23 protein-coding genes are annotated in these 20,262 nt (G+C 41.4%); 5 read left to right on the forward strand and 18 right to left on the reverse strand.

The window, feature by feature from the left end:
* Positions 1-36: 36 nt before the first annotated feature.
* Complete coding sequence (locus tag J4G44_RS11550; RefSeq protein WP_180079857.1) at positions 37-1,014, forward strand: MBL fold metallo-hydrolase; 978 nt, start codon at positions 37-39, stop codon at positions 1,012-1,014.
* A gap of 61 nt (positions 1,015-1,075) precedes the next feature.
* Here J4G44_RS11550 and J4G44_RS11555 read toward each other — a convergent pair whose 3' ends face one another.
* Both J4G44_RS11555 and J4G44_RS11560 read right to left on the reverse strand, forming a co-directional pair.
* A complete protein-coding gene (locus tag J4G44_RS11555; protein WP_207973673.1) occupies positions 1,076-1,699 on the reverse strand; it encodes a LysE family translocator in 624 nt (207 codons plus the stop codon).
* Between the two features lie 75 nt (positions 1,700-1,774).
* Positions 1,775-1,984: an NF038215 family lipoprotein gene (locus J4G44_RS11560; protein ID WP_178867172.1), complete on the reverse strand. Its 210-nt coding sequence runs from the start codon at positions 1,982-1,984 to the stop codon at positions 1,775-1,777.
* Between the two features lie 124 nt (positions 1,985-2,108).
* Between J4G44_RS11560 and J4G44_RS11565 the strand changes: the two genes are divergently transcribed.
* Positions 2,109-2,981, forward strand: coding sequence for a 1-aminocyclopropane-1-carboxylate deaminase/D-cysteine desulfhydrase (locus J4G44_RS11565; protein ID WP_180079853.1), 873 nt, complete (start codon positions 2,109-2,111; stop codon positions 2,979-2,981).
* A 618-nt stretch (positions 2,982-3,599) separates the two neighbouring features.
* A complete protein-coding gene (locus J4G44_RS11575) occupies positions 3,600-4,802 on the forward strand; it encodes a BaiN/RdsA family NAD(P)/FAD-dependent oxidoreductase (protein WP_207973674.1) in 1,203 nt (400 codons plus the stop codon).
* Positions 4,803-4,985: 183 nt separating this feature from the next.
* On the opposite strand, the gene J4G44_RS11580 is transcribed toward J4G44_RS11575, so the two are convergent.
* The 4 genes from J4G44_RS11580 to J4G44_RS11595 all read right to left on the reverse strand — a co-directional run bounded on the left by J4G44_RS11580 (position 4,986) and on the right by J4G44_RS11595 (position 7,843).
* Positions 4,986-5,153, reverse strand: a complete 168-nt coding sequence (locus J4G44_RS11580) for a hypothetical protein (RefSeq protein ID WP_004975492.1) — start codon at positions 5,151-5,153, stop codon at positions 4,986-4,988.
* Positions 5,154-5,322: 169 nt separating this feature from the next.
* Positions 5,323-5,493, reverse strand: a complete 171-nt coding sequence (locus J4G44_RS11585; protein WP_171501094.1) for a hypothetical protein — start codon at positions 5,491-5,493, stop codon at positions 5,323-5,325.
* Between the two features lie 95 nt (positions 5,494-5,588).
* Positions 5,589-7,310 carry a mechanosensitive ion channel gene (locus tag J4G44_RS11590; protein ID WP_180005977.1) on the reverse strand — a complete coding sequence of 574 codons (1,722 nt, stop codon included), beginning with the start codon at positions 7,308-7,310 and terminating at the stop codon, positions 5,589-5,591.
* Between the two features lie 254 nt (positions 7,311-7,564).
* Complete coding sequence (locus J4G44_RS11595) at positions 7,565-7,843, reverse strand: hypothetical protein (protein WP_004975487.1); 279 nt, start codon at positions 7,841-7,843, stop codon at positions 7,565-7,567.
* A gap of 201 nt (positions 7,844-8,044) precedes the next feature.
* Between J4G44_RS11595 and J4G44_RS11600 the strand changes: the two genes are divergently transcribed.
* On the forward strand, positions 8,045-8,467 hold the full coding sequence (locus J4G44_RS11600) for a hypothetical protein (protein ID WP_004975486.1): 423 nt from the start codon (positions 8,045-8,047) through the stop codon (positions 8,465-8,467).
* Between the two features lie 138 nt (positions 8,468-8,605).
* Here J4G44_RS11600 and J4G44_RS11605 read toward each other — a convergent pair whose 3' ends face one another.
* Both J4G44_RS11605 and J4G44_RS11610 read right to left on the reverse strand, forming a co-directional pair.
* Positions 8,606-9,277, reverse strand: coding sequence for a hypothetical protein (locus J4G44_RS11605; RefSeq protein WP_207973675.1), 672 nt, complete (start codon positions 9,275-9,277; stop codon positions 8,606-8,608).
* 7 nt (positions 9,278-9,284) lie between these two features.
* The gene (locus tag J4G44_RS11610) at positions 9,285-10,046 is read right to left on the reverse strand and encodes a ferredoxin--NADP reductase (RefSeq protein ID WP_179988594.1); all 762 of its coding nucleotides are present in this window, start codon (positions 10,044-10,046) and stop codon (positions 9,285-9,287) included.
* 84 nt (positions 10,047-10,130) lie between these two features.
* Here J4G44_RS11610 and gigC point away from each other — a divergent pair, with 84 nt between their 5' ends.
* Complete coding sequence (gigC, locus tag J4G44_RS11615) at positions 10,131-11,012, forward strand: LysR family transcriptional regulator GigC (protein ID WP_019837525.1); 882 nt, start codon at positions 10,131-10,133, stop codon at positions 11,010-11,012.
* A 34-nt stretch (positions 11,013-11,046) separates the two neighbouring features.
* Here gigC and J4G44_RS11620 read toward each other — a convergent pair whose 3' ends face one another.
* The 10 genes from J4G44_RS11620 to nuoH all read right to left on the reverse strand — a co-directional run bounded on the left by J4G44_RS11620 (position 11,047) and on the right by nuoH (position 20,262).
* Positions 11,047-11,628: a cold shock domain-containing protein gene (locus tag J4G44_RS11620; protein ID WP_207973676.1), complete on the reverse strand. Its 582-nt coding sequence runs from the start codon at positions 11,626-11,628 to the stop codon at positions 11,047-11,049.
* 86 nt (positions 11,629-11,714) lie between these two features.
* A complete protein-coding gene (locus J4G44_RS11625; protein WP_004975478.1) occupies positions 11,715-12,008 on the reverse strand; it encodes a cold-shock protein in 294 nt (97 codons plus the stop codon).
* Between the two features lie 81 nt (positions 12,009-12,089).
* Positions 12,090-12,725, reverse strand: coding sequence for a uracil phosphoribosyltransferase (gene upp / locus J4G44_RS11630; protein WP_004975475.1), 636 nt, complete (start codon positions 12,723-12,725; stop codon positions 12,090-12,092).
* A 126-nt stretch (positions 12,726-12,851) separates the two neighbouring features.
* Complete coding sequence (nuoN, locus tag J4G44_RS11635) at positions 12,852-14,345, reverse strand: NADH-quinone oxidoreductase subunit NuoN (RefSeq protein WP_154320447.1); 1,494 nt, start codon at positions 14,343-14,345, stop codon at positions 12,852-12,854.
* 3 nt (positions 14,346-14,348) lie between these two features.
* Positions 14,349-15,962 (reverse strand): NADH-quinone oxidoreductase subunit M, encoded by a 1,614-nt coding sequence (gene nuoM, locus J4G44_RS11640; RefSeq protein WP_004975471.1) that lies wholly within the window; start codon positions 15,960-15,962, stop codon positions 14,349-14,351.
* A 1-nt stretch (position 15,963) separates the two neighbouring features.
* A complete protein-coding gene (gene nuoL / locus J4G44_RS11645; protein WP_131261529.1) occupies positions 15,964-17,859 on the reverse strand; it encodes an NADH-quinone oxidoreductase subunit L in 1,896 nt (631 codons plus the stop codon).
* Positions 17,856-18,164: an NADH-quinone oxidoreductase subunit NuoK gene (gene nuoK / locus J4G44_RS11650; RefSeq protein ID WP_004975463.1), complete on the reverse strand. Its 309-nt coding sequence runs from the start codon at positions 18,162-18,164 to the stop codon at positions 17,856-17,858. The genes nuoL and nuoK overlap by 4 nt, the downstream gene beginning before the upstream one ends.
* On the reverse strand, positions 18,164-18,682 hold the full coding sequence (gene nuoJ, locus J4G44_RS11655; RefSeq protein ID WP_171062597.1) for an NADH-quinone oxidoreductase subunit J: 519 nt from the start codon (positions 18,680-18,682) through the stop codon (positions 18,164-18,166). The genes nuoK and nuoJ overlap by 1 nt, the downstream gene beginning before the upstream one ends.
* Entirely contained in the window at positions 18,682-19,224 is a 543-nt protein-coding gene (gene nuoI, locus J4G44_RS11660) for an NADH-quinone oxidoreductase subunit NuoI (protein WP_004975460.1), read from the reverse strand. Before nuoI ends, nuoJ begins: the two co-directional genes overlap by 1 nt.
* 18 nt (positions 19,225-19,242) lie before the next feature.
* Complete coding sequence (gene nuoH, locus J4G44_RS11665) at positions 19,243-20,262, reverse strand: NADH-quinone oxidoreductase subunit NuoH (protein ID WP_004975457.1); 1,020 nt, start codon at positions 20,260-20,262, stop codon at positions 19,243-19,245.

Raw genomic sequence — 20,262 nt, forward strand, 5'->3', positions numbered from 1 at the left:
AGTAGACCATTCAATAAATTTTGAGAATATTTATAAATGAAAAAAACAGTCCTACTCCTTTCCATCTCATTCTTGAGCAGCGTTCCTTTACTCGCCCATGCAGAAACTAGCAAAACCCTACCAGTCATTGAACAACAAAAACAAGTCTCTGGCTATTACCAATACCAAGCAGATGATGTACAAATCACAGCCCTGCTCGATGGTACAAACTTTATGTCACCAAGCTTGTTTAAAGACATTCCACAACAAGAAGTTCACGAGATTTTAAAGAAATACTATGCAGATCAAGAGAAAGGCGTACAAACCTCCGTCAATGCCTTCCTCGTTAATACAGGAAAATCTCTAGTATTAGTGGATAGCGGTGCAGCGAGTTGTTTTGGTGCTCATTTAGGTTCAGTTTTAACGAACCTAAAAGCATCAGGCTATCAACCTGAACAAGTCGATACCATTCTACTCACACATCTACATCCCGATCATGTCTGTGGAATCAGTAAAGATGGCGTTGCCAATTTCCCTAATGCGACAGTCTATGTATCTGATGATGAAGCAAAATATTGGTTAGATCCGAAACAAGCAACAAAACTACCGAAAGAAAAACAAGCCAATTACTCAGGTACGGTTGAGAAAATTAAAAAAGCGATTGCGCCTTACCAATCCAAACAACGCTTTAAAACCTATAAACTCGGAGATGACATTCAGGGCTTTAAAGTCATTAATACGGCAGGACATACACCAGGGCATTTTAGCTATGAGCTAAAAACCAAAGATGAAAACGTGGTGTTTATTGGAGATATCGTACATTCACATACTGTGCAATTTGATAAACCTGAAACGGCAATTGAATACGACATAGACCCGAAAAAAGCGGTTCAAACACGTTTAAAGCAATTTGCAAATTTTGCTCAAAATGGACAAACCATTGCCGCTCCACATTTACCGTTCCCCGGCATTGGACATATTTACTCTGCGGATGAAAAAAGCTATCAATGGATTCCTGTACATTTTAAAGATTAAGCTGAACAAGCTGATTCTAGGCAATAAAAAGCGACCTTCTCTGTCGCTTTTTTCTGCTGCATCATTTCATCCCAAAAATTAATTTTAAGCCCAATACTGTCATTACCGCCCCTGCTGCACGGTCAAAAATAGCCTTAAACTTAATATAAGCCTGACGCGGTTTTTCTGCAGACAAAGCCACTGCAACCAATGAACACCAACCTGCATCAATAAAAAAACACAGAATTGGCAGCACCACATAAAAATAGTTCGGAATTTCTTTAGGCAACAAAGCCGTAAAAATACTCGCCAAGACAATTGCAATTTTAGGGTTAGATAACTGCGTAATTAAACCTGTAGTAAACGCACGGCGAAGCGACATTTGCTGCCCATCCGCAAGATTGGTTTGAATAGGCGCTTTGGCATGCTTCACAATTTTATAAGCCAAAAACAACAAATATAAACCACCACAAATTTTAAGCAGAAAATATGCTGAAGGCACTGCCAATAAAATAGCCTGCAACCCCATTACCGCCAATAAACCAAAAATTGCGGCACCCGTACCCGTGCCTAAAGCCGTAAATAAACCATGCTTACGTGAAATGGCTATGGAATTTTTTGTCACATAAATAAAGGTAGGCCCAGGACTCATTGCACCTAGCATTAATGCTGCCGCAATTGAACCTAATATAAGCAAGGATTCCAAAACCAACACCCGACACAACAAAATCGATTCTATTATTTTACAATTTTTACTGCATGGTTGTACTATTTGATCAAATTATTTCTTGGCAATTTTCCTACTGGATGTCGTAACCAATTGATAGTCATGTTCATGTACAGGCATGCCCACCATAATCATGCCGCGCGTTTCTATTTTTTGTGAGTTTTGAGTTTGTGTCTTTTGCACACTTGCGGCATCACATCCACATAAACCCACAACCACACCAAGCAAAAATACAGAACACCATTGATGAGAAAAGAATGACATGATTTTTCTCCTGTTCTTCTATTTATATTTATAGTTCGAGCATAACATTCATTCAGCACGTAAATTCATTGTGTTTAATAAAGTGCCATTTATAATTATGTGTCTAATCCTATTGCTGATCTGTATGTTCGATACCATCGCTCAAGAAATTCCATTACAACGTATTGATTTTTATGGTCGTGAACTGTGGATTAAACGCCTCGATTTAGTGCATCCCTATATTTCGGGCAATAAGTTTTACAAACTAAAATATAATTTTTTAGCTGCCCAAGCGCAGGGTTATCAACACGTTCTGACTTTTGGCGGCGCATATTCAAATCATATTGCTGCAACCGCTTTTGCCGCTCAATTGTTTGGTTGGAAAAGTACCACAATCATCCGTGGTGAAGAGTTGGCACAACGCCCTTTGAACTCAACTTTGGCTTTAGCCCATGAGATGGGCATGCAATTTCAATTTGTTTCACGTGAAATGTATCGTCAGAAAAGCAGTCCCGAGTTTTTACAGGATTTGCAGCATGAATATCCCGATGCTTATATTCTTCCTGAAGGTGGTACTAACGCATTGGCAATTCAGGGCTGTCAGGAAATTTTAAGTGCCGATGATTTGCATCAGTTTGATCTGATTTGTTGTGCCGTTGGCACAGGTGGCACGCTTACAGGTTTGATTGAAGCGAGTCATCCACATCAACAGATTTTGGGTTTTTCTGCATTAAAGGGAGATTTTTTAACGCAGGATGTTAAACAACTGACCATGAAAAGAAATTGGCAAATCACTGATGAGTTTTGCTGTGGCGGTTATGCCAAAACCACACCTGAATTACTGACGTTTATTCGCGCCTTTGAAGATCAATATCAAATTCCCCTAGAACAGGTCTATACCGGAAAAATGCTATGGGGATTGTCAAAAATGCTACAAAGAAATGAATTGAATCATAAAAAGCGTATTTTGGTGATTCATACAGGTGGTTTACAAGGCAGGCGTATTGCACCTGCCTGATTCAACAGGCTTTTTTGCACAAAGATTTGAAAGGCAAAGCGCCCCGAATTCAGCCAAATTTAAGGCGTAACTTGGGTAAGTGTTCGACCTAATAGCGTAAATCTGTTGAGGACTGCTACAGGTACGAACATTTCATTGACTTGACAATTAAAGCGACTTGCGCTGAGTTTATCTCCTGATCATTTGATGCAATGCATCTTAGTTTCAACCCAACTTCAAGGATTTAATTAGAAAGTATTTGATGGCTGCGTCGAAGTTTGTTTGTTTTCGTCGCTTTTGCCTTTTGATTGTGCAGACTAATGCCTAGTTCTGGATCCAACCAAATGGCAATATTTCCTCGATTGATGCGCTCAGTTATATGAAGACAAATGGGTGGTACGATAAAGTTTAATTGTAGGCTTATTCATTTTAAAATTATATTGTAGGACAAGTCTTAACAGATAGGTTAATGCAACACACACGAAGTGAGTGCAACACAACGATGGTCTATTTGATGATAAATTCCTCATGTTTTATTAAAAAAGATAAACATCTCAACCACAATTCAATTGCAAAAAAGCGGCAACGACAAACGATAGAGTCTATAATAATGCGCTTTCTCATTTCTCTCGGTGCAACATGGCAACTGCAAATCAATATGATGTTTTGGTATTAGGTGCGGGCGCATCGGGGCTGATGACTGCTTACATGGCAGCACAACGTGGTCGTAAAGTATTGGTGCTAGAAAAAGCCAATAAAGTGGGCAAAAAAATTCTGATGTCGGGTGGTGGTAAATGTAACTTTACCAACTTAGAAGTCGAGCCAAACCATTATATTTCACATAATCCACACTTTGTCATTTCTGCACTCACCCGTTATACCAATTGGGATTTTATTGGTTTAGTCTGCGAATACGGCATTGAATATGAAGAACGCAAACACGGACAATTATTCACTTTAAACGGCGCTAAAGAAATTTTAGCCATGCTCTTAGCCGAATGTGAAAAAACCAAATTGGTCGATATTCAAACCAATTGTGAAGTCAAAGCCGTGAATGCGGTAGATGATCAAGGTTTCCAAATTGCAACGACTTTAGGGTATTTCCAAGCAAGCGCTGTGGTTGTAGCCACAGGTGGTTTATCTATTCCAACTTTAGGTGGCTCTGGAATTGGCTATGAAATTGCTAAACAGTTTGGTCATCGTGTTTACCCGACCCGTGCAGGTTTAGTGCCTTTTACCTTCTCAGACAGCTTTAAAGAAGTCACTACACGTTTAAGCGGTAATGCGGTGGATGCGACTTTATCAAATTCATTAAATAGTTTTACCGAAGCATTGCTATTTACCCATCGTGGTTTGAGTGGGCCAAGCGCCTTACAGCTTTCTAATTATTGGGATGTCGGACAAAGTTTTAAAATTAACTTTTTGCCATACTTAGAACTCTATGACTTTTTTAAAAACAAAAAGCAAAGCAGTCCTAAAGTTTTACTACGCACCTTGCTCAGCGAACATTTGCCAAAAAGTGTAGTGGCTGAATTGCAGCAACTGATCTGGCCTACGCTCTCTGAAACGGCAATTGGCAATATCAGTGATGAAAAACTAGAACAGATTGCAGCACGTTTAAATGCCTTTGAAGTCAAACCATCGGGCACAGAAGGTTATCGTACTGCCGAAGTCACTTTAGGCGGAGTCGATACCCAAGAAGTTTCCTCTAAAACCATGGAAAGTAAAAAACAAAAAGGCTTGTATTTTGTCGGAGAAGTCTTAGATGTAACAGGACATTTGGGCGGCTATAATTTCCAATGGGCGTGGTCATCTGCACATGCGGCATCGGAGTATGTTTAAGTTTGCTTTTAGATGAAACATGCAAACAAATGAATGTGATAAAAATGATTCTAGTCTAAACAGAATAATATTGATCTTGCCGATCAAATTGCAAAATGACAAAAGCCAGTTTTTTCTAAACTGGCTTTTTCTTTAACACCGTCACGTACTATAAAGACTTAGCAATACGTGAATCCTGTTATTTTATTCTAAATAATCGGTACGAAATAATACCAATTTTGGCGTATTTGCCAAACGTGATTCAGTTTGCTGCATTTTAAGCACAGCATTTTGTTGATGCATAGGTAACGAATTTGCCACTTGAACTTTTAAACTGATACGTAATTTGTTTAGCATATTGATTTCTCTCATTATTGTCATCCTTGCGCGAATTTTAAGACTCAAATATTTCAGCTTGGTTAAAACCCAAGTTTTTTATTTTTCCCTTAAACCCTCATCAAGCTTTCCAAGTTATTGATCTGATTTATCCAAATCAGTCTTTGGCTCATTCCTGCCAAAGTTGATTAATTTTTAACATAATTTAAGAGCTTAGTCTATCCTCCTTTGGGTGATTTTTATCAACATTTTCAGTTGATTTTGCCGTTGCTTCTGGTTTAGCAAAGACAAACTTATAAGCGGCAACAAAAAAACCGATGGTGATGCCAGCAATCACTATTGGGGCAAAAAACTTATTGGGTACTGATTTGGACATTAGTCTTTCCTCTTTTTTAATAAATACCGAAAAGAAATCGACCAATACGGTGATTGGCCGATTATCTTAGCGATTCAAATCAAAATTTGAATAGGTTATTTCGGGTCATTTTTTGGATGTTCATCGACATCTGGTTCAGCCTCACCTGTCGAACCAAATGGGTTGTTGACTGGTGGATGTTCAGGATCAACCTTTAAGGTATCTGGCACTGCATGATCAGTTGCCGCTTCAGGTGTTGTAGTCACATCACTTACAGACGCTTGCGGCTGCTCAGATACAATAGGTGTCATCACACTTGATGCTGACGTTGCCGTTTCTGTCTTGTGCAAAGGATTCGGTTGATTTGCCTCACGTTTAGCTTTATCAATCAAATCAGTTAACACACGCTCTGCAGGTTGACGACCACCTAAACCAAAGGCAAGTGCGAAAGCCACTGCAACAGAACCGAGAGTTAAACCAAAGGCCAAGTTCACAATCGAGTCGGCAATACCCATCGCGCGTAAGCCCATGGCTACCACCAAACCCATAATTAAAATACGGACTAAGTTTGCCAACCAACGTGAGCTGTTATATTCACCGCGCTGTACCACTTTGGCGACCAAATTCGCGAGCCAGAAACCCACCACCAAAATGACAGCACCCAACAGGATATCTGCACCAAACTGGATAAACATGGCAATCAAGCCGCTGACTTGATCAAAGCCCAAACGGTTCGCCGCTTCAGATACCGCAAATAGCATGGTAAAGAATACGATCAGATAACCAACCACACATGAAATTTTAGTTGTACCTAAAAAGCGCTGTAAGTCGAGTTTGGCAGGAATACCATCGACTCCTGTGCCTGCAACCACTTCCACCACAATATTGGCTACAAAACGCGACACCACATAAGCCAAAATAAGAATCAGACCTGCCGCAATAATATGCGGGATCGCATTCATAATTTCATACAGCATGGCAGTCGCAGGCTGTGAAATGGCTTCAATGCCAAGTGCCTCAAAACCAATAATCAAGGCGGTGATGATCACCAAGGCGAAAACAAACGAACCGAGTAATTTAGGTAAATTTGAATTTTTAAAAATGCCAACTTTTTCAGCATGCTGTTGAATATTCAGGCTGCCTAATAAACCTTCGACAATGCCACGAACAATTTTTGCCAGAATGTATCCGACAAAAACAATCACGCCTGCAATGAAGATGTTCGGTAAATACAGCACAACTTCATTCACCATGTTTTGCACAGGGAACAACAGACCGTTTAAGCCTAAAATTGACAGCACAATTGGCAAGAACAGCAATAAAATCAGCCAATAAACAATTTCACTGATATTTTGACTTAAGCCACTCACACCCACATCGGCACTGAGTTTTTCATCCAACTGGGTACGTGCCAACAGTTTTTGCATCCCCACTTTGACCAGATTTGCCAAAATCCACCCAATAAAAGCAACGGCTACAGCAGCCAGTAAAGAAGGAATAAACAGTAAGAACTGCTGAATCATATTACTGAATGGCCCACTGACACTGGTCAGATTCAACACATTCAGCGCACCAATGACCGCAATAATTAAAATCACCCAAAACACGACCCGCGACACAATCACTTCAATATTTGAACGATGCCCCGTTGCATTTGATAATTTTTGATCGGTACCTAATTTTTGTAGAACCTTTTTAATTCCACCCGCAACCAATAATGCAATCACCCACCCGACAAGTAAAATTGCGACTGCAGCTAAAATGGGTTGAAATTGCTCCCAATAATACATGGCATCAAAACCTCTGCCATGTAGGTTCCCATTAAAATAATCATTCATCTTGTTTAATCCTCATGGTGATTAGCTTCATTTTTAGGTTTGCACCACGGCGCAAAACTGCTTTTTATCGATTCAAATTATTGAGTAAAGCTCTATTCACCATAGAATTTGCATATTTTTTATTCAACCTTAGGATGCAGAATCGCAACAATTCTACAAAGGAGGGACAATAAACCTTGCGAAAATCCACAAAAAAGCCCTGCATCTAGGCAAGGCTGAATTTGTAAATATGAATTTTTGACGCTTAGGCTAAGCTACCGATCTGTTGCTGTTGCAGTATTACTGTCCTCTGCACGTGCTTCATCTCCAGCTGTGCCCGTTGTCGTGCTATTTGGCGTTGCTTGTTGTACGGTTGGATTAGGATGTCCAGGAGGTGCTTCGCTCGGACTCGGATTGCGATCCGCCATCATGTAAATCAGCAATGCCAATAAAAAGATTCCCACCAGTAGAAGCATATAGACTGGAATACGTTTTTTTCGCTTAATGTCTTCAGCTGAGTTTACATGAGGTGGTTTATTGAAATCATGTGGCATGTTCCCCTCACTTATGTATTTATCTGATGAATTTTTATACTAACAAGCTCCTCACGCTTATTGTGTGACAATACATAGCAAGATGGTGAAAAGATGTAATATACCTCAAGTACCACCTATGTTGCCCAATATCGACAAAGCTGCCTCTCACGGGGAAATGCGCTATAATCACGTACCGTTTTTTTGTGTACTTTGAACTTTATGGCGTATCGTCAACAAAGTGTATCGCTTGATCTTGACACTGACGTCACTCATCAATGTGCCTTGCACTATACCCGTGATGGGCATCTCATTGGTATTATTGAATTTAGCAAGCCCAGCTATCTGCTCAAATGGGGCGATTTGGAATATTTCCGTCGTCGTACCGAAGAATTTTCGGTCATGCCATTTCCAGATTGTGTGAATGCCATGATCATTGATATTCGCAACATTGCTGCATTTCTGGATAATGAAGTGCCAATTTTACCGTGGCGCTTACTTGAAGAAGAATGTCCTGTGCGTTTGGTGGTTCCTCAAGAGCGCTTAGAGCATTATGCAGGTTTTTTTGAACCGACTTGGCTAAGTAGCGATGTCGATAGCGCGATTCAGGAAATCCGCGAATATATGGATATGTTTGTGCACTAATTTCTTTGAAGAGTCACTTTCAAGCATTGCGTTCAAAAGTTGCTTTCAAAATTGAATCGCACCAAGCAAAAACCTCATCTGCAGCGTTGTAGATGAGGTTTTTATATGAATGGTGAAGATCACCTCAACAACCAATTTTTAGCGAATTGTGAAAATACATTTATTTTCAAAACTCGATTTAGGCAGCCACAAAACCTGCTTAAAACGCACCTGATCTATGCCAAAACTGCGCATTTTCTTAGATGTATAACGCCAACCGACACAGTCTTGATACTTCTCATATTCAGGAGTCTGCCCTGCAATGGTTGAGCTTTGCTGAACTTTAATTTTCTGAAAAAAAGCGGTTTCCTTTGCACGGATTGGGCCAATATATTCATTATACATTTGTTCCATTTCGGCACTTTCAAATTGCATTTTTTGCAAACTGCCACCATGCCAACCCAACTGACTACGCAAGTTTAAATATTTTACTTTGCCCGCAGGAAATACATAATTGGCACAAGAAGAAAAGCAATACTGTCCAACTTCAACATTCAGTTGATGGCCAAAGACCAAATTACCCAAATCAATACCTAAGCTGATCTCGCCACCACGACTGTTGATTTTTAAGGTATCAATTTTGTCTGACTGTTTAAGTAATTCCGCTGCACGTGTGTTGGCTTCAGGGCTAAGTGGCCCATCATAAATGAGTACGTGATCTTGCACAGCAACCTGAGTTTCCACCGTTTCAGCCTGTACGGTTTGTGCGACTATAAACATCAGCCCTGCGCTGGCTATATATTTGAACAGTTGATATTTGAATAGTTGCATCACATCCTCACCAATAATTTTCAACTGCAATATTGCCTTCCCCACGGCGGTTCATGCTTAAACCACGCGCTTTTAAGGCTTCTTTGGTGTCATCGACCATGGCAGGGTTACCGCATAACATCACATGGCTGGTTTCAGGGTTGAGTACACTACCCGCAGCCTGTTCAAGTTCACCATTTGCAATTAATATAGGCAAACGATCATGCAAATCAGCTTGAGGATCGCGAGTGATAATTGGGATAAATTTAAAGCCTGTATGCCCTTCGCCAAAAGTTTCGGCAATCTCGTGAATTTTATCGACATAAGCCAATTCAGCTTCGGTACGCACGCTATAAACCAAATAAATATGTTGATATTTTGTCCATGTTTCAAAATCTTGCAGCATGGATAAAAACGGTGCAAGACCTGTACCTGTGGCCAGTAACCATAAATCGTGTGGGGCAGGCAATTGATAACGCGCCAAGGTCAAAAAACCATAAGGGATTTTTTCCAAGTACAGCTCATCCCCCACTTGAAGGTGCTGCAAGTTAGAAGTAAACGCACCATCTGGCACGACAATTGAGAAAAACTCTAAAGTTTCATCAAAGGGTGATGACACCACCGAATAAGCACGTACCACCAATTCATCGCCCACTTTTAACCCGATACGTGCAAACTGCCCTGCAGTAAATTTAAAATGCGCGGGTCGGGTCATAATGAAGCTAAACAAGGTGTTGGTCCAACGATGAACCGAAAGCACTTTTTCTAAAGTAAATTTTTCAATTGACATGATTTGAGCGTGGCATGAAAGACTGTGCTCATGTTAGCATGTTGGGGTAATTTATGAATATTTTTAAATGTTAAGGCTTGATTCATGCGCATGACTTTACGCCAGTTGGCGGTTTTTGTAGCAGTTGCCCAAGAAGGGACAGTAACCAAAGCCAGTGATGCCGTTAAGCTCACCCAAAGTGCTGCAAGTATGGCCTTAGCAGATTTGGAGGATGGCTTAGGCGCTCCACTGTTTGACCGTTTGGGTAAGCGCCTACAGCTGAACGATTTAGGTCGTTTTTTATTGCCACAAGCCTTAGAAATTTTGGGTCGTTGTGAAGCATTTGAGCAAGCCGCTAAAGGCGAGCTACAAAGTATTGATTTGCGTTTAGGTGCAACTCTTACCATTAGTGACTATTTGATGCCTGATTTAATGGCAGACTTTTTGCAAATTCAGCCGCAGGCGCATTTACAGTTACAAGTGGGCAATACCCGCCAAATGATTGAAGCTGTAAATCAGTTTCAGCTAGATTTAGCACTGATTGAAGGTTCTTGTCACTTACCCCAACTCCAATGTATTCATTGGCGTGATGATGAACTTGCAGTGTGCTGTGCGCCAAGTCATCCTCTAGCGCAGTTAAACCGTGCTTTAAGCATTGCAGATTTTGAAGATGCCGAGTGGATTTTACGTGAAGAAGGTTCAGGTACCCGTGAAGTGTTTGACAATGCAATTTTAAAAGACCTGCCTGATGCCAATATTCGTTTAACTTTGGGTCATAACGAAGCGATTTTAAAAATTGTCGCAGGTGGGATTGGTATGTCGTGTATTTCACGATTGGCGATTGAACCTTTACTAGAAAAAGGTCAATTGGTAATTTTGGATACACCTTTCTGGCAACTGACGCGCCCGTTATTCATGTTGGTGCATCGTCAGAAATACCAAGGGCCTGGTTTAAGGGCATTTATGAAATTTTGCGACGCGAAATAGTTTATAAAAGAGTACCGATGATGGTACTCTTTTTTTAGCGATTAAACTGACTCTCACATGGTATGCCGTCACCATCACCGTCCATTTTAGTATTTGGACAATTTCGTATAAAGAATAACGCTTCTTCGTAAGACGTCATTTGACTACAGTGCTCACGCCCATCACAAGTAAAGTTCTGTTCGACAACTGGAACTTCTACTGCTTTTTGTACTGATAAAGCTTCAGGCTGGCTATTTTGCCAAGCTTGGTACTTATTAAATACTGCATAAGCCAAGCCGAATATAATCAATATACCCATATAAGTCACAAAATTGGATGAGTTATTTTCAGACTTCTGCTGTCTTTTTTGAATCTGCTTTGTCGTATGAATTGCCCTTGATTGAGGCGTATGCCTTTCGACTGCAACCTTAATATCTAGACGGACAATATTATCTGCTTTGAACTTGCCATTTTCTTCTACTTTACGAAATTTTAGATTTTCTCCCACTTTTAGTGGAATATTTTTATTGGGAAAATCTTTAATATGAAAAAATAAATCTTTAGGCTCTCCTTCTATTTGAATAAAACCAAAGCCTCGTTCTTCGTTATAAGTTTTTATTTTCCCTTCTAAAAACATAAATTACTCTTTTCACGTTAATTTTTGATTATTGTACAAAAAAAGAGGCGAAAATGCCTCTTTTCTGTGCATGAAAACATTTAAAACTAACGCTTTAAGTTTGATAACAATGCAGACGTAATCGACGTATTCGCAGCAACCGCTTTGGCTTTTTTTGCTTTTTTGGATTTATCTTCTACAGGTTCAATATTAATGGCTTTATAACGATCACCATTTTGAACCACATTAAATTTAACGCGATCATTGCGCTTTGGCTCGCCTTCAGCCGCAGGAAAATCCGAGATATGGAAAAACACTTCACCTTCAGGTGCGGCAATAAATCCATAGCCTTTTTCGGCATTATATTGTTTGATTTTCCCTTGATATTGTTCAGATTTCATGGCTTAACCTTTTACGAGCTGCACTTTATATGAGTATATAAAAAAGAGGCAGTTAATGCCTCTTTTTCACCGACATTCGGCTTAATCTTTTTGCACTGAACCAAAAATTTTATCGCCTGCATCACCCAAGCCAGGCACAATATAACCATCTTGGTTTAAACCTTCATCTACCGATGCAGTAAAGATCACCACATCTGGATGCGCGGCTTCTACACGTTGAATGCCTTCTGGCGCTGCAACCAAAACCATCACACGAATGTCTTTACAACCACTGGCTTTGAGCAAATCAATCGCTGCCACTAAAGATGAACCTGTGGCAAGCATAGGGTCAATAATCATCGCAATACGGTTTTGTACATCTGGTACTAATTTTTTGTAGTACGTACGCGCTTCTAAAGTTTCTTCATCACGTTCCAAGCCAAGTACAGACACTTTGGCACTTGGAATCAAGTTTAAGAAACCATCTAACATGCCAATACCTGCACGTAAAATAGGCACAACCGTAATTTTTTTACCCGCAATACGGTCTACAGTGACTGCACCATTCCAACCCGCAATTTCGTGCTCGACCATAGGCAAATCTTTGGTCGCTTCATAAGTCAGCAACATGGTGACTTCTTGTGCCAATTCACGGAAGTTTTTGGTGCTGATATCAGCACGACGTAATAGCCCTAATTTATGACGAATAAGCGGATGTCGGATTTCATGAATAGCCACGGGAGAACACCTAAAAGGAAAGAAAAGCAAATATCATTTTATTATATGCTGTTTTTATTGTGTATATAAACCAAAAAGCCCTCAATTTATGAAGGCTTTTTGACTGAAAGTTAAACTTCTTTCAAATTATTGCTGTGACAGCATGAAATGGATTGGTGACAAAATTTCAGCTTCAAGTGCAATTTTGATAATTGGGTCTGGATAAACACCAATCACCAATACCGCTAAAGCTGCAGCCAATACCATAATACCGCCCACTTTTTGACCCCAATGATCAACAGCGTCCATTTTTGGTTCATCTGGCGGTGTCATATACATCACCACCATAACGCGCAAGTAGTAGTACAAACCAATACCTGAACCTACGATGATCATCGCAGCTAAGAACCAGTGCTGAGTCGTGACCGCAGCCATCACTACCAAGAACTTACCAATGAAGCCTGCAGTGAGTGGAATACCCGCAAGAGAAAGCATCATTACGGTTAAGACAGCAGTCAATACTGGACGACGCCAGAACAAACCACGGTAGTCAGCCAAGCTTTCTGCTTCAGCTACGTTGTTATACGGGCTAGACATTAATGCGACTGCACCAAACGCACCAATAGTGGTTAAGACATAAGTAATCACATAAACGCTGACATTGCCCAAACTTGCATAGGTCATGCTGATTAAACCAATCAACAAATAACCAAAGTGCGCAATAGATGAGTAAGCCAAAATACGCTTCAAGTTAACTTGACGTACAGCTAGGAAGTTACCCACCAAAATTGAAAGCACAGCAATAATGGTCATGATGGTTACAATTGAGTCGATCAGGATTGCACCTGAACCCAAAATGTAACGTACAAACAAACCAATGGTTGCTACTTTTGCTGCAGTCGCAAGAAAGGTTGCGATTGGTGCAGGCGCACCGTCATAAACGTCTGGCGTCCATTTGTGGAATGGTGCCAACGACAATTTAAATGCAACAGCAAAGACAATTAAGCCTAGACCTAAAACTACCAATGGCTGTTGGATATTTTGCATTAATGCTTGTACAGAGTCATAGAAAGACAATGAACCAGTGTATGCATAAATGTACGCCATACCCATGAGCAACATTGCAGATGCGGTTGCAGACAAGACTAAGTACTTCACGCCTGCTTCTAAAGATTTAGAACGTTGGTGAGTGTATGCCAATAAGCCATAAACAGGAATTGACATTAACTCAAGGCTAATGAAGAACGACGCATAGTGCGAGCTTGACACCATCAACATAGCGCCCGCCACTGAACACAACATTAAGATGTAGAGTTCTTCGCGGTTGTCTTTATACGTTTCAATATACGCATGTGACAAAGTAGAACATGCTAATGCAGCGATCAGAATCACCAGTTGATATAACAAGGTGAACGGATCAATCATAAACATGCCCATCACGCTGGCAGGAGCAAAATTCCCGCCAAACATCATGAGTAAAAGGTAAGCAGCAGCGAGGTTCAAGCCCACCACTGATGCTGTAGCAATTAAGTTATGGTTACGCTTAATTGCAGTAAGGATCATCACGATAATCGCAGTTAAAGCCACGATCATCACAGGAGCTAAAGGCATAAGCTCAGAAAATGACATTGTGAAGTTCATGGCTTATTGGATCTCCACATTTTCGAGTTGAGCTGTTACTTCTTGCGTAACTTCAACTACTTCTTGAACTGGGATGTAGCTATTTGCTAACCACGCCATACTTGAATTTGAAATATCAAGGAAGGTTTGTGGATACAGACCAAGCCATACTAGACCCAGCGCACAAATTGAAAGAATCACAACTTCACGTGCATTTAAATCTTTTAACGGATTTGCATAGTGCTGTTTTTGCTCTTCATTTGGTACACCAAACAAAGCTTTGTGAATCAGGATTAAACCGTAAACACCTGCAAAAACTAAGCTGATTGCCGCAATAATTGTGAAGGCTGGGAACTGTTCAAATGAACCCATCAAAATCAGGAATTCACCAATAAAGTTACCTAAACCAGGAATACCGACTAACGCAGCCACAAAGAACATCAGGAAGAATGAAAGGTATTGGAATTGACCACGAATACCGCCCATTAAACGCATGTCACGTGTGTGTACACGCTCGTAAATTTGACCACACATAATGAACAATGCAGCAGATGACAAGCCATGTGCCAACATCATGATCATTAAGCCTTGGTAAGTCAGGATATTACCTGCATAAATTGCAAGTAATACGAAGCCCATGTGCGAAATTGAGGTATAGGCAAGTAAACGCTTCATATCGGTTTGCTGGAAAGCACACCACGCGCCGTAGAACACACCAATTAAACCCAAAATAATGGCGATGTCTGCAAACTGAGCAGAAGCCGCTGGGAAGAATGGAATCACGAAACGTAATAAACCGTATGCCGCAGTTTTAATCAAAATACCTGCAAGGTCGACAGAACCCGCTGTAGGCGCTTGTGCGTGTGCATCTGGTAACCAACCGTGTAATGGGAAAACTGGAAGTTTTACCGCAAAACCGATGAATAAACAGATCATGAAGGCATAAGCGACTGCTGGTAATTGTGCGTCAAGTGTATTCGCTACAGCCAATAAATAGTTGTAGTTGAATGAAATTGTACCTGACATCATGTATCCGTAGATCACTAGACCTAAGATACCAATCAACATGATTAAACCAGCAACTTGCGTATAGATAAAGAATTTGGTTGCAGCGTAAACACGTGAACGACCGTTTGAACCTTTATGACCCCATAACGCAATCAGGAAGTAGATTGGTACAAGCATCATCTCCCAGAAGAAGAAGAACAGGAACAAGTCAATCGCAAGGAATACACCAATTACCCCACCCAAAGACCATAAAAGGTTAAGGTGGAAGAAACCGACGTTCTTTTGAATCTCACCAAATGAACAGCCTACCGCTAAAATACCCAGTAATGCGGTTAAACCCACCATGAGTAAAGATAAGCCATCCACCGCTAAGTGAATGTTGATGCCTAGGGTTTGAATCCAAGGCAACATAAATTCAGCCGACCAAGTTGGAACTTGAGCGCCTAATTCATAGTTATAGCTAGCACCTTGCCACAATGCGACAGTTAAGCCCAAAGTAACGAGCATGCCCACTAAAGCAATGTAACGCGGTAATTTATCGTCGAGTTTATCGACCAACCAGCAAATAAAACCTGCAATGAACGGAACAAGGATCAGCGCGGGTAGAATTAAATTGTTTGGAGTATCCATCTTATTTCCCCACGACCTGAATCACGATCAAGATCATTAGTAAGACCACCACACCAAGTGCCATACTCGATGCGTACTCACGTAATGAACCAGTTTGACGTGAACTTGTGAAGCTATGACCACCTTTCACCAGTGCAGGCAGTACTAACCACATACCATCCACTGGATCACGACCTAATAGTTTGGCAATCAGCAAGTATGGTTTTACAAATACGATGTCATACAACGCATCGAAACCAAGTGCATTACGGCAAATATTGGCAAGACCCGCACCCAATGAAGTTTGCGCGAAACCTTTTACAGCGTTGTAAGCAAAGGCAAATAACACCACGCCTACAGCTAAACCAGCCAAAGCCACGCCAATTGCAACATACTCTGCACCATGTGCACCTGCTTCTAATGCTTCAGGAATCACAAATGCTGGGATTTTTGCAGCATCAAGAATGCTCATCACTGGCGCTTTTAATACAATCGCTAAACCAGTTGAAAGTACTGCAAGCACTGCCAATGGGAACCAGTAAGTTGCGCCTTTGATTTCGTGATACGGTGTGTTTTCTTTACCAAAGAATACAACCCAAATTAAGCGGAATGTATAAATTGACGTTAAGAATGCACCTGCTACACCCACCCAATATAAGGTGTTATATAGCGGAATACCTGCGATATGACTTTGCGTCCAAACTGCTGCCAAAATAGCGTCTTTTGAGAAGAAACCAATGGTCAAGAATGGAATCGCTGCCAATGCACCGCCACCAATTGCGAAACATGCAAATAGGAATTTGTTCTTGTAGAACAAGCCACCCATTTTGAAAATGTTTTGTTCGTGATGGTAAGCCAAAATCACCGCACCAGAAGACAAGAATAATAATGCCTTGAAGAATGCGTGAGTTAACATGTGGAATAGACCCGCTTGGTATGCTTCTGCACCAACTGCCATAAACATATAACCCAGCTGACTCATAGTTGAGTAAGCCAAAATACGTTTGATGTCGGTTTGAACCAATGCTGCAAAACCAGCAACTAGCAAGGTCACAGCACCTGTAATTGAAATGAATAACATCACTTCAGGTGCAAGTTCAAATACGCTGAACATACGGCAGCATAAGTAAACACCCGCAGTTACCATGGTTGCAGCGTGGATTAATGCAGATACAGGTGTAGGACCTGCCATCGCATCGGCTAACCAAGTTTGCAACGGAATTTGTGCAGATTTACCCGCAGCACCCAAGAACAACATTAACGCTGTCCAAATGGTGATCGACGAGCTTTGAGTCATTACATTGGCTGCATTTTCTACGATGTATTGTGTGTTCAACGTACCAAATTGTTGATACAACAAGAACAACGCGATCAGTAGGAAAACGTCACCCACACGTGTTACGGTAAATGCTTTGATTGCTGCAAAACCGTTTGCAGGGTTTTGGTAGTAATAACCAATCAGCAAGTAAGAGCACAAACCTACACCTTCCCAACCTAGGAACAATAACGCCAAGTTATCGCCAAGTACCAACAACAACATGCTCGCAACGAACAAGTTGAAGTAAGAGAAGAAACGTGCAAAGTCTTCTTCACCACGCATATACCATGATGCAAAGATGTGAATTAAGAAACCCACGCCTGTAATCATGCCCAGCATGAGCAAAGATAAACCGTCTAAGTGCAAGCTAAACGCAGGTGCAAAACCACCCACATTGAACCAAGTCCATAAATGTTGAGTCGTTGCAACCGAACCGTTGTTCACAAAGTCCATGCCTGCAATTAGCGCAAATAATGCAGACAGACCCACTGAACCTACGCCAATAATCGCAGCAACTTTTTCAGGTAAGTTGTTACGCCCTGCCGCTAAAAGGATAAAACCAATGAGCGGAAACAATACTGTTAGATATAAATAACTCATCCGCGCATCTCACTAGCAGCATCCACATCCAAATGATGGAAGCGATGATAGAACTGAAGGACGATCGCAAGACCGATACACGCCTCTGCCGCAGCAAGTGTCAAGATCAAGATAAACATGATCTGACCATCTGGTTGTACCCATGCACTACCAGCCAAGACAAACGCCAATGCCGCAGCGTTCATCATGATTTCAAGGCCCATTAAAATAAATAGTAGGTTGCGTCGCACCATCACACCATAAAAACCGAGTGCAAAAAGAATGGTCGCGACAATCAAACCATGTTCTAAAGGGATGTTGCCCATTATTCTTTTTCCTCTTCTGCACTTGGTTCACGTTTACCGATGTGGAAGCCTGCAACCAAAGCTGCAAGTAATAACATTGCGGCAACTTCAACCAACAATAAGTACTGAGTAAAGAGTGCTTGACCCACTGCTTTTGGACCCACCATTTCGGTGCCCATAAGCGCGCTTGGTGCAGTGTAGTCTGAGCTTAATGACCACACTAAAACCAAACCAATTAGGAAGCTCATCAAAGCTGGGTATGCCCAAGTTGATGAAGTCAACCATTTACGCTCTTGCTCAACAGTTTGCTGACCAAGGTTGAGCATCATCACCACGAATACGAACAAGACCATGATCGCACCCGCATAAACAATGATTTCCAAGGCGCCAGCAAATGGTGCACCCACGATCATGAACATGCCTGCAACCGCAAGTAATGACACGATCAAGCTTAATAAAGCATGTACTGGGTTCGCGTTAGTCACTACACGAACCGTAGAAACAATGGCCACGAGTGCCATCAAGTAAAACGGCCACATCATGGTAATAGACTCCGTACATCAATAGGTGCGCTTTCACGTTGCGCTTGACCTTTGTCTTTACCTGTAACAGCCATACCCGTTACACGGTAGAAGTTGTAGTCAGGATATTTACCAGGACCTGAAATGAGTAAGTGTTCTTTCTCATACACCAAGTCTTGACGCACATATTCACCTAACTCAAAGTCAGGTGTTAACTGAATTGCAGTCGTTGGACATGCTTCTTCACACATACCGCAGAAAATACAGCGTGAGAAGTTGATACGGAAAAACTCTGGGTACCAACGACCATCTTCCTGTTCTGCTTTTTGCAGTGAAATACAACCAACTGGACAGGCAACTGCACAGAGGTTACATGCTACACAACGCTCTTCGCCATCTGGATCGCGTGTTAACACAATACGACCACGGAAGCGTGGAGGTACAATTTCTTCGGCTGGCACTTCCGGATACAAAATGGTGTCACGTTTACGTGTCACGTGTGAGAAAACCATCCACAGTGAACGTACAATTGACCCAAACCCAGCTAGAAACTTAAACATATTGTTCTCCCTGCTGTCTTAGGCCGAATGATTCATAAGAATCACAGCACCAGTTACCAAAAGGTTAACAAGCGCCAATGGCAAGCAAATTTTCCAACCAAAGTTCATCACTTGGTCATAACGTGGACGCATTAAAGAACCACGAGCCAAGACAAACATCATCACAAAGAATGCTGTTTTGATAATGAACCAGAAAGCTGCTGGAATGAATGGAATTTCAAGGTTAAACGGCGCTAGCCATCCACCGAAGAATAGAGTCACGATAAGCGCAGAGATCAGTACCACGTTGACATATTCTGCAACGAAGAACATCCCCCACTTCATACCGCCATATTCGACGTGATAACCTTCAGCCAATTCTTGTTCTGCTTCTGGTTGGTCAAATGGGTGACGGTGAGTTACCGCAACGCCTGCAACCACGAAAATCAAGAAACCTAAGAATTGTGGAATCACAAACCAAACATCACGTTGCGCTTCAACAATTTCACGCATGTTGAATGAGCCTGCAATAGCAACCACACCCATGAGTGAAATACCCAAGAACACTTCATAAGAAATGGTTTGAGCGGCTGAACGTAAACCACCAAGCAATGCGTATTTGTTGTTTGATGACCAACCACCAAATAACACCGCATACACTGCGATACCTGCCATTGCCATAAAGAACAACAGGCCAATGCTCATGTCTGCCACACCTAAATAAGGTGATACAGGAATAACCATGAACGACAGTACCGCAGTTGCCATTGCAACTGCTGGTGCCATACGGAACGTAAGTTTGTCGGCAAATTTTGGTGTCCAGTCTTCTTTGAACATGATTTTCAGCATGTCGGCAACAATCTGGAACATACCGCCTGGACCTACACGGTTCGGACCATAACGGTCTTGCCATAAGCCCAGTAAACGACGCTCAATAAAAGACATGAGTGCAGCAATCAATACCACAACCAGTAAGATGACAATCGCTTGAATGACTGAATAGGCAATTGGCCAGTTCTCAGCCCACAGCGGCGTCTGACGGATTAATTCTTGTTGCAT

This window comes from Acinetobacter towneri (genome assembly GCF_017498585.1).
In the GTDB taxonomy this organism is placed as follows: domain Bacteria; phylum Pseudomonadota; class Gammaproteobacteria; order Pseudomonadales; family Moraxellaceae; genus Acinetobacter; species Acinetobacter towneri.

Excerpts from the sequence above, each read along its gene's own strand:
- J4G44_RS11550 (WP_180079857.1), top strand. The coding sequence starts at position 37 with ATGAAAAAAACAGTCCTACTCCTTTCCATCTCATTCTTGAGCAGCGTT.
- J4G44_RS11560 (WP_178867172.1), bottom strand. The coding sequence starts at position 1,984 with ATGTCATTCTTTTCTCATCAATGGTGTTCTGTATTTTTGCTTGGTGTG.
- J4G44_RS11565 (WP_180079853.1), top strand. The coding sequence starts at position 2,109 with ATGTTCGATACCATCGCTCAAGAAATTCCATTACAACGTATTGATTTT.
- J4G44_RS11575 (WP_207973674.1), top strand. The coding sequence starts at position 3,600 with ATGGCAACTGCAAATCAATATGATGTTTTGGTATTAGGTGCGGGCGCA.
- J4G44_RS11580 (WP_004975492.1), bottom strand. The coding sequence starts at position 5,153 with ATGAGAGAAATCAATATGCTAAACAAATTACGTATCAGTTTAAAAGTT.
- J4G44_RS11585 (WP_171501094.1), bottom strand. The coding sequence starts at position 5,493 with ATGTCCAAATCAGTACCCAATAAGTTTTTTGCCCCAATAGTGATTGCT.
- J4G44_RS11590 (WP_180005977.1), bottom strand. The coding sequence starts at position 7,310 with ATGAATGATTATTTTAATGGGAACCTACATGGCAGAGGTTTTGATGCC.
- J4G44_RS11595 (WP_004975487.1), bottom strand. The coding sequence starts at position 7,843 with ATGCCACATGATTTCAATAAACCACCTCATGTAAACTCAGCTGAAGAC.
- J4G44_RS11600 (WP_004975486.1), top strand. The coding sequence starts at position 8,045 with ATGGCGTATCGTCAACAAAGTGTATCGCTTGATCTTGACACTGACGTC.
- J4G44_RS11605 (WP_207973675.1), bottom strand. The coding sequence starts at position 9,277 with ATGCAACTATTCAAATATCAACTGTTCAAATATATAGCCAGCGCAGGG.
- J4G44_RS11610 (WP_179988594.1), bottom strand. The coding sequence starts at position 10,046 with ATGTCAATTGAAAAATTTACTTTAGAAAAAGTGCTTTCGGTTCATCGT.
- gigC (WP_019837525.1), top strand. The coding sequence starts at position 10,131 with ATGCGCATGACTTTACGCCAGTTGGCGGTTTTTGTAGCAGTTGCCCAA.
- J4G44_RS11620 (WP_207973676.1), bottom strand. The coding sequence starts at position 11,628 with ATGTTTTTAGAAGGGAAAATAAAAACTTATAACGAAGAACGAGGCTTT.
- J4G44_RS11625 (WP_004975478.1), bottom strand. The coding sequence starts at position 12,008 with ATGAAATCTGAACAATATCAAGGGAAAATCAAACAATATAATGCCGAA.
- nuoN (WP_154320447.1), bottom strand. The coding sequence starts at position 14,345 with ATGAACTTCACAATGTCATTTTCTGAGCTTATGCCTTTAGCTCCTGTG.
- nuoM (WP_004975471.1), bottom strand. The coding sequence starts at position 15,962 with ATGGATACTCCAAACAATTTAATTCTACCCGCGCTGATCCTTGTTCCG.
- nuoL (WP_131261529.1), bottom strand. The coding sequence starts at position 17,859 with ATGAGTTATTTATATCTAACAGTATTGTTTCCGCTCATTGGTTTTATC.
- nuoK (WP_004975463.1), bottom strand. The coding sequence starts at position 18,164 with ATGGGCAACATCCCTTTAGAACATGGTTTGATTGTCGCGACCATTCTT.
- nuoJ (WP_171062597.1), bottom strand. The coding sequence starts at position 18,682 with ATGTGGCCGTTTTACTTGATGGCACTCGTGGCCATTGTTTCTACGGTT.
- nuoI (WP_004975460.1), bottom strand. The coding sequence starts at position 19,224 with ATGTTTAAGTTTCTAGCTGGGTTTGGGTCAATTGTACGTTCACTGTGG.
- nuoH (WP_004975457.1), bottom strand. The coding sequence starts at position 20,262 with ATGCAACAAGAATTAATCCGTCAGACGCCGCTGTGGGCTGAGAACTGG.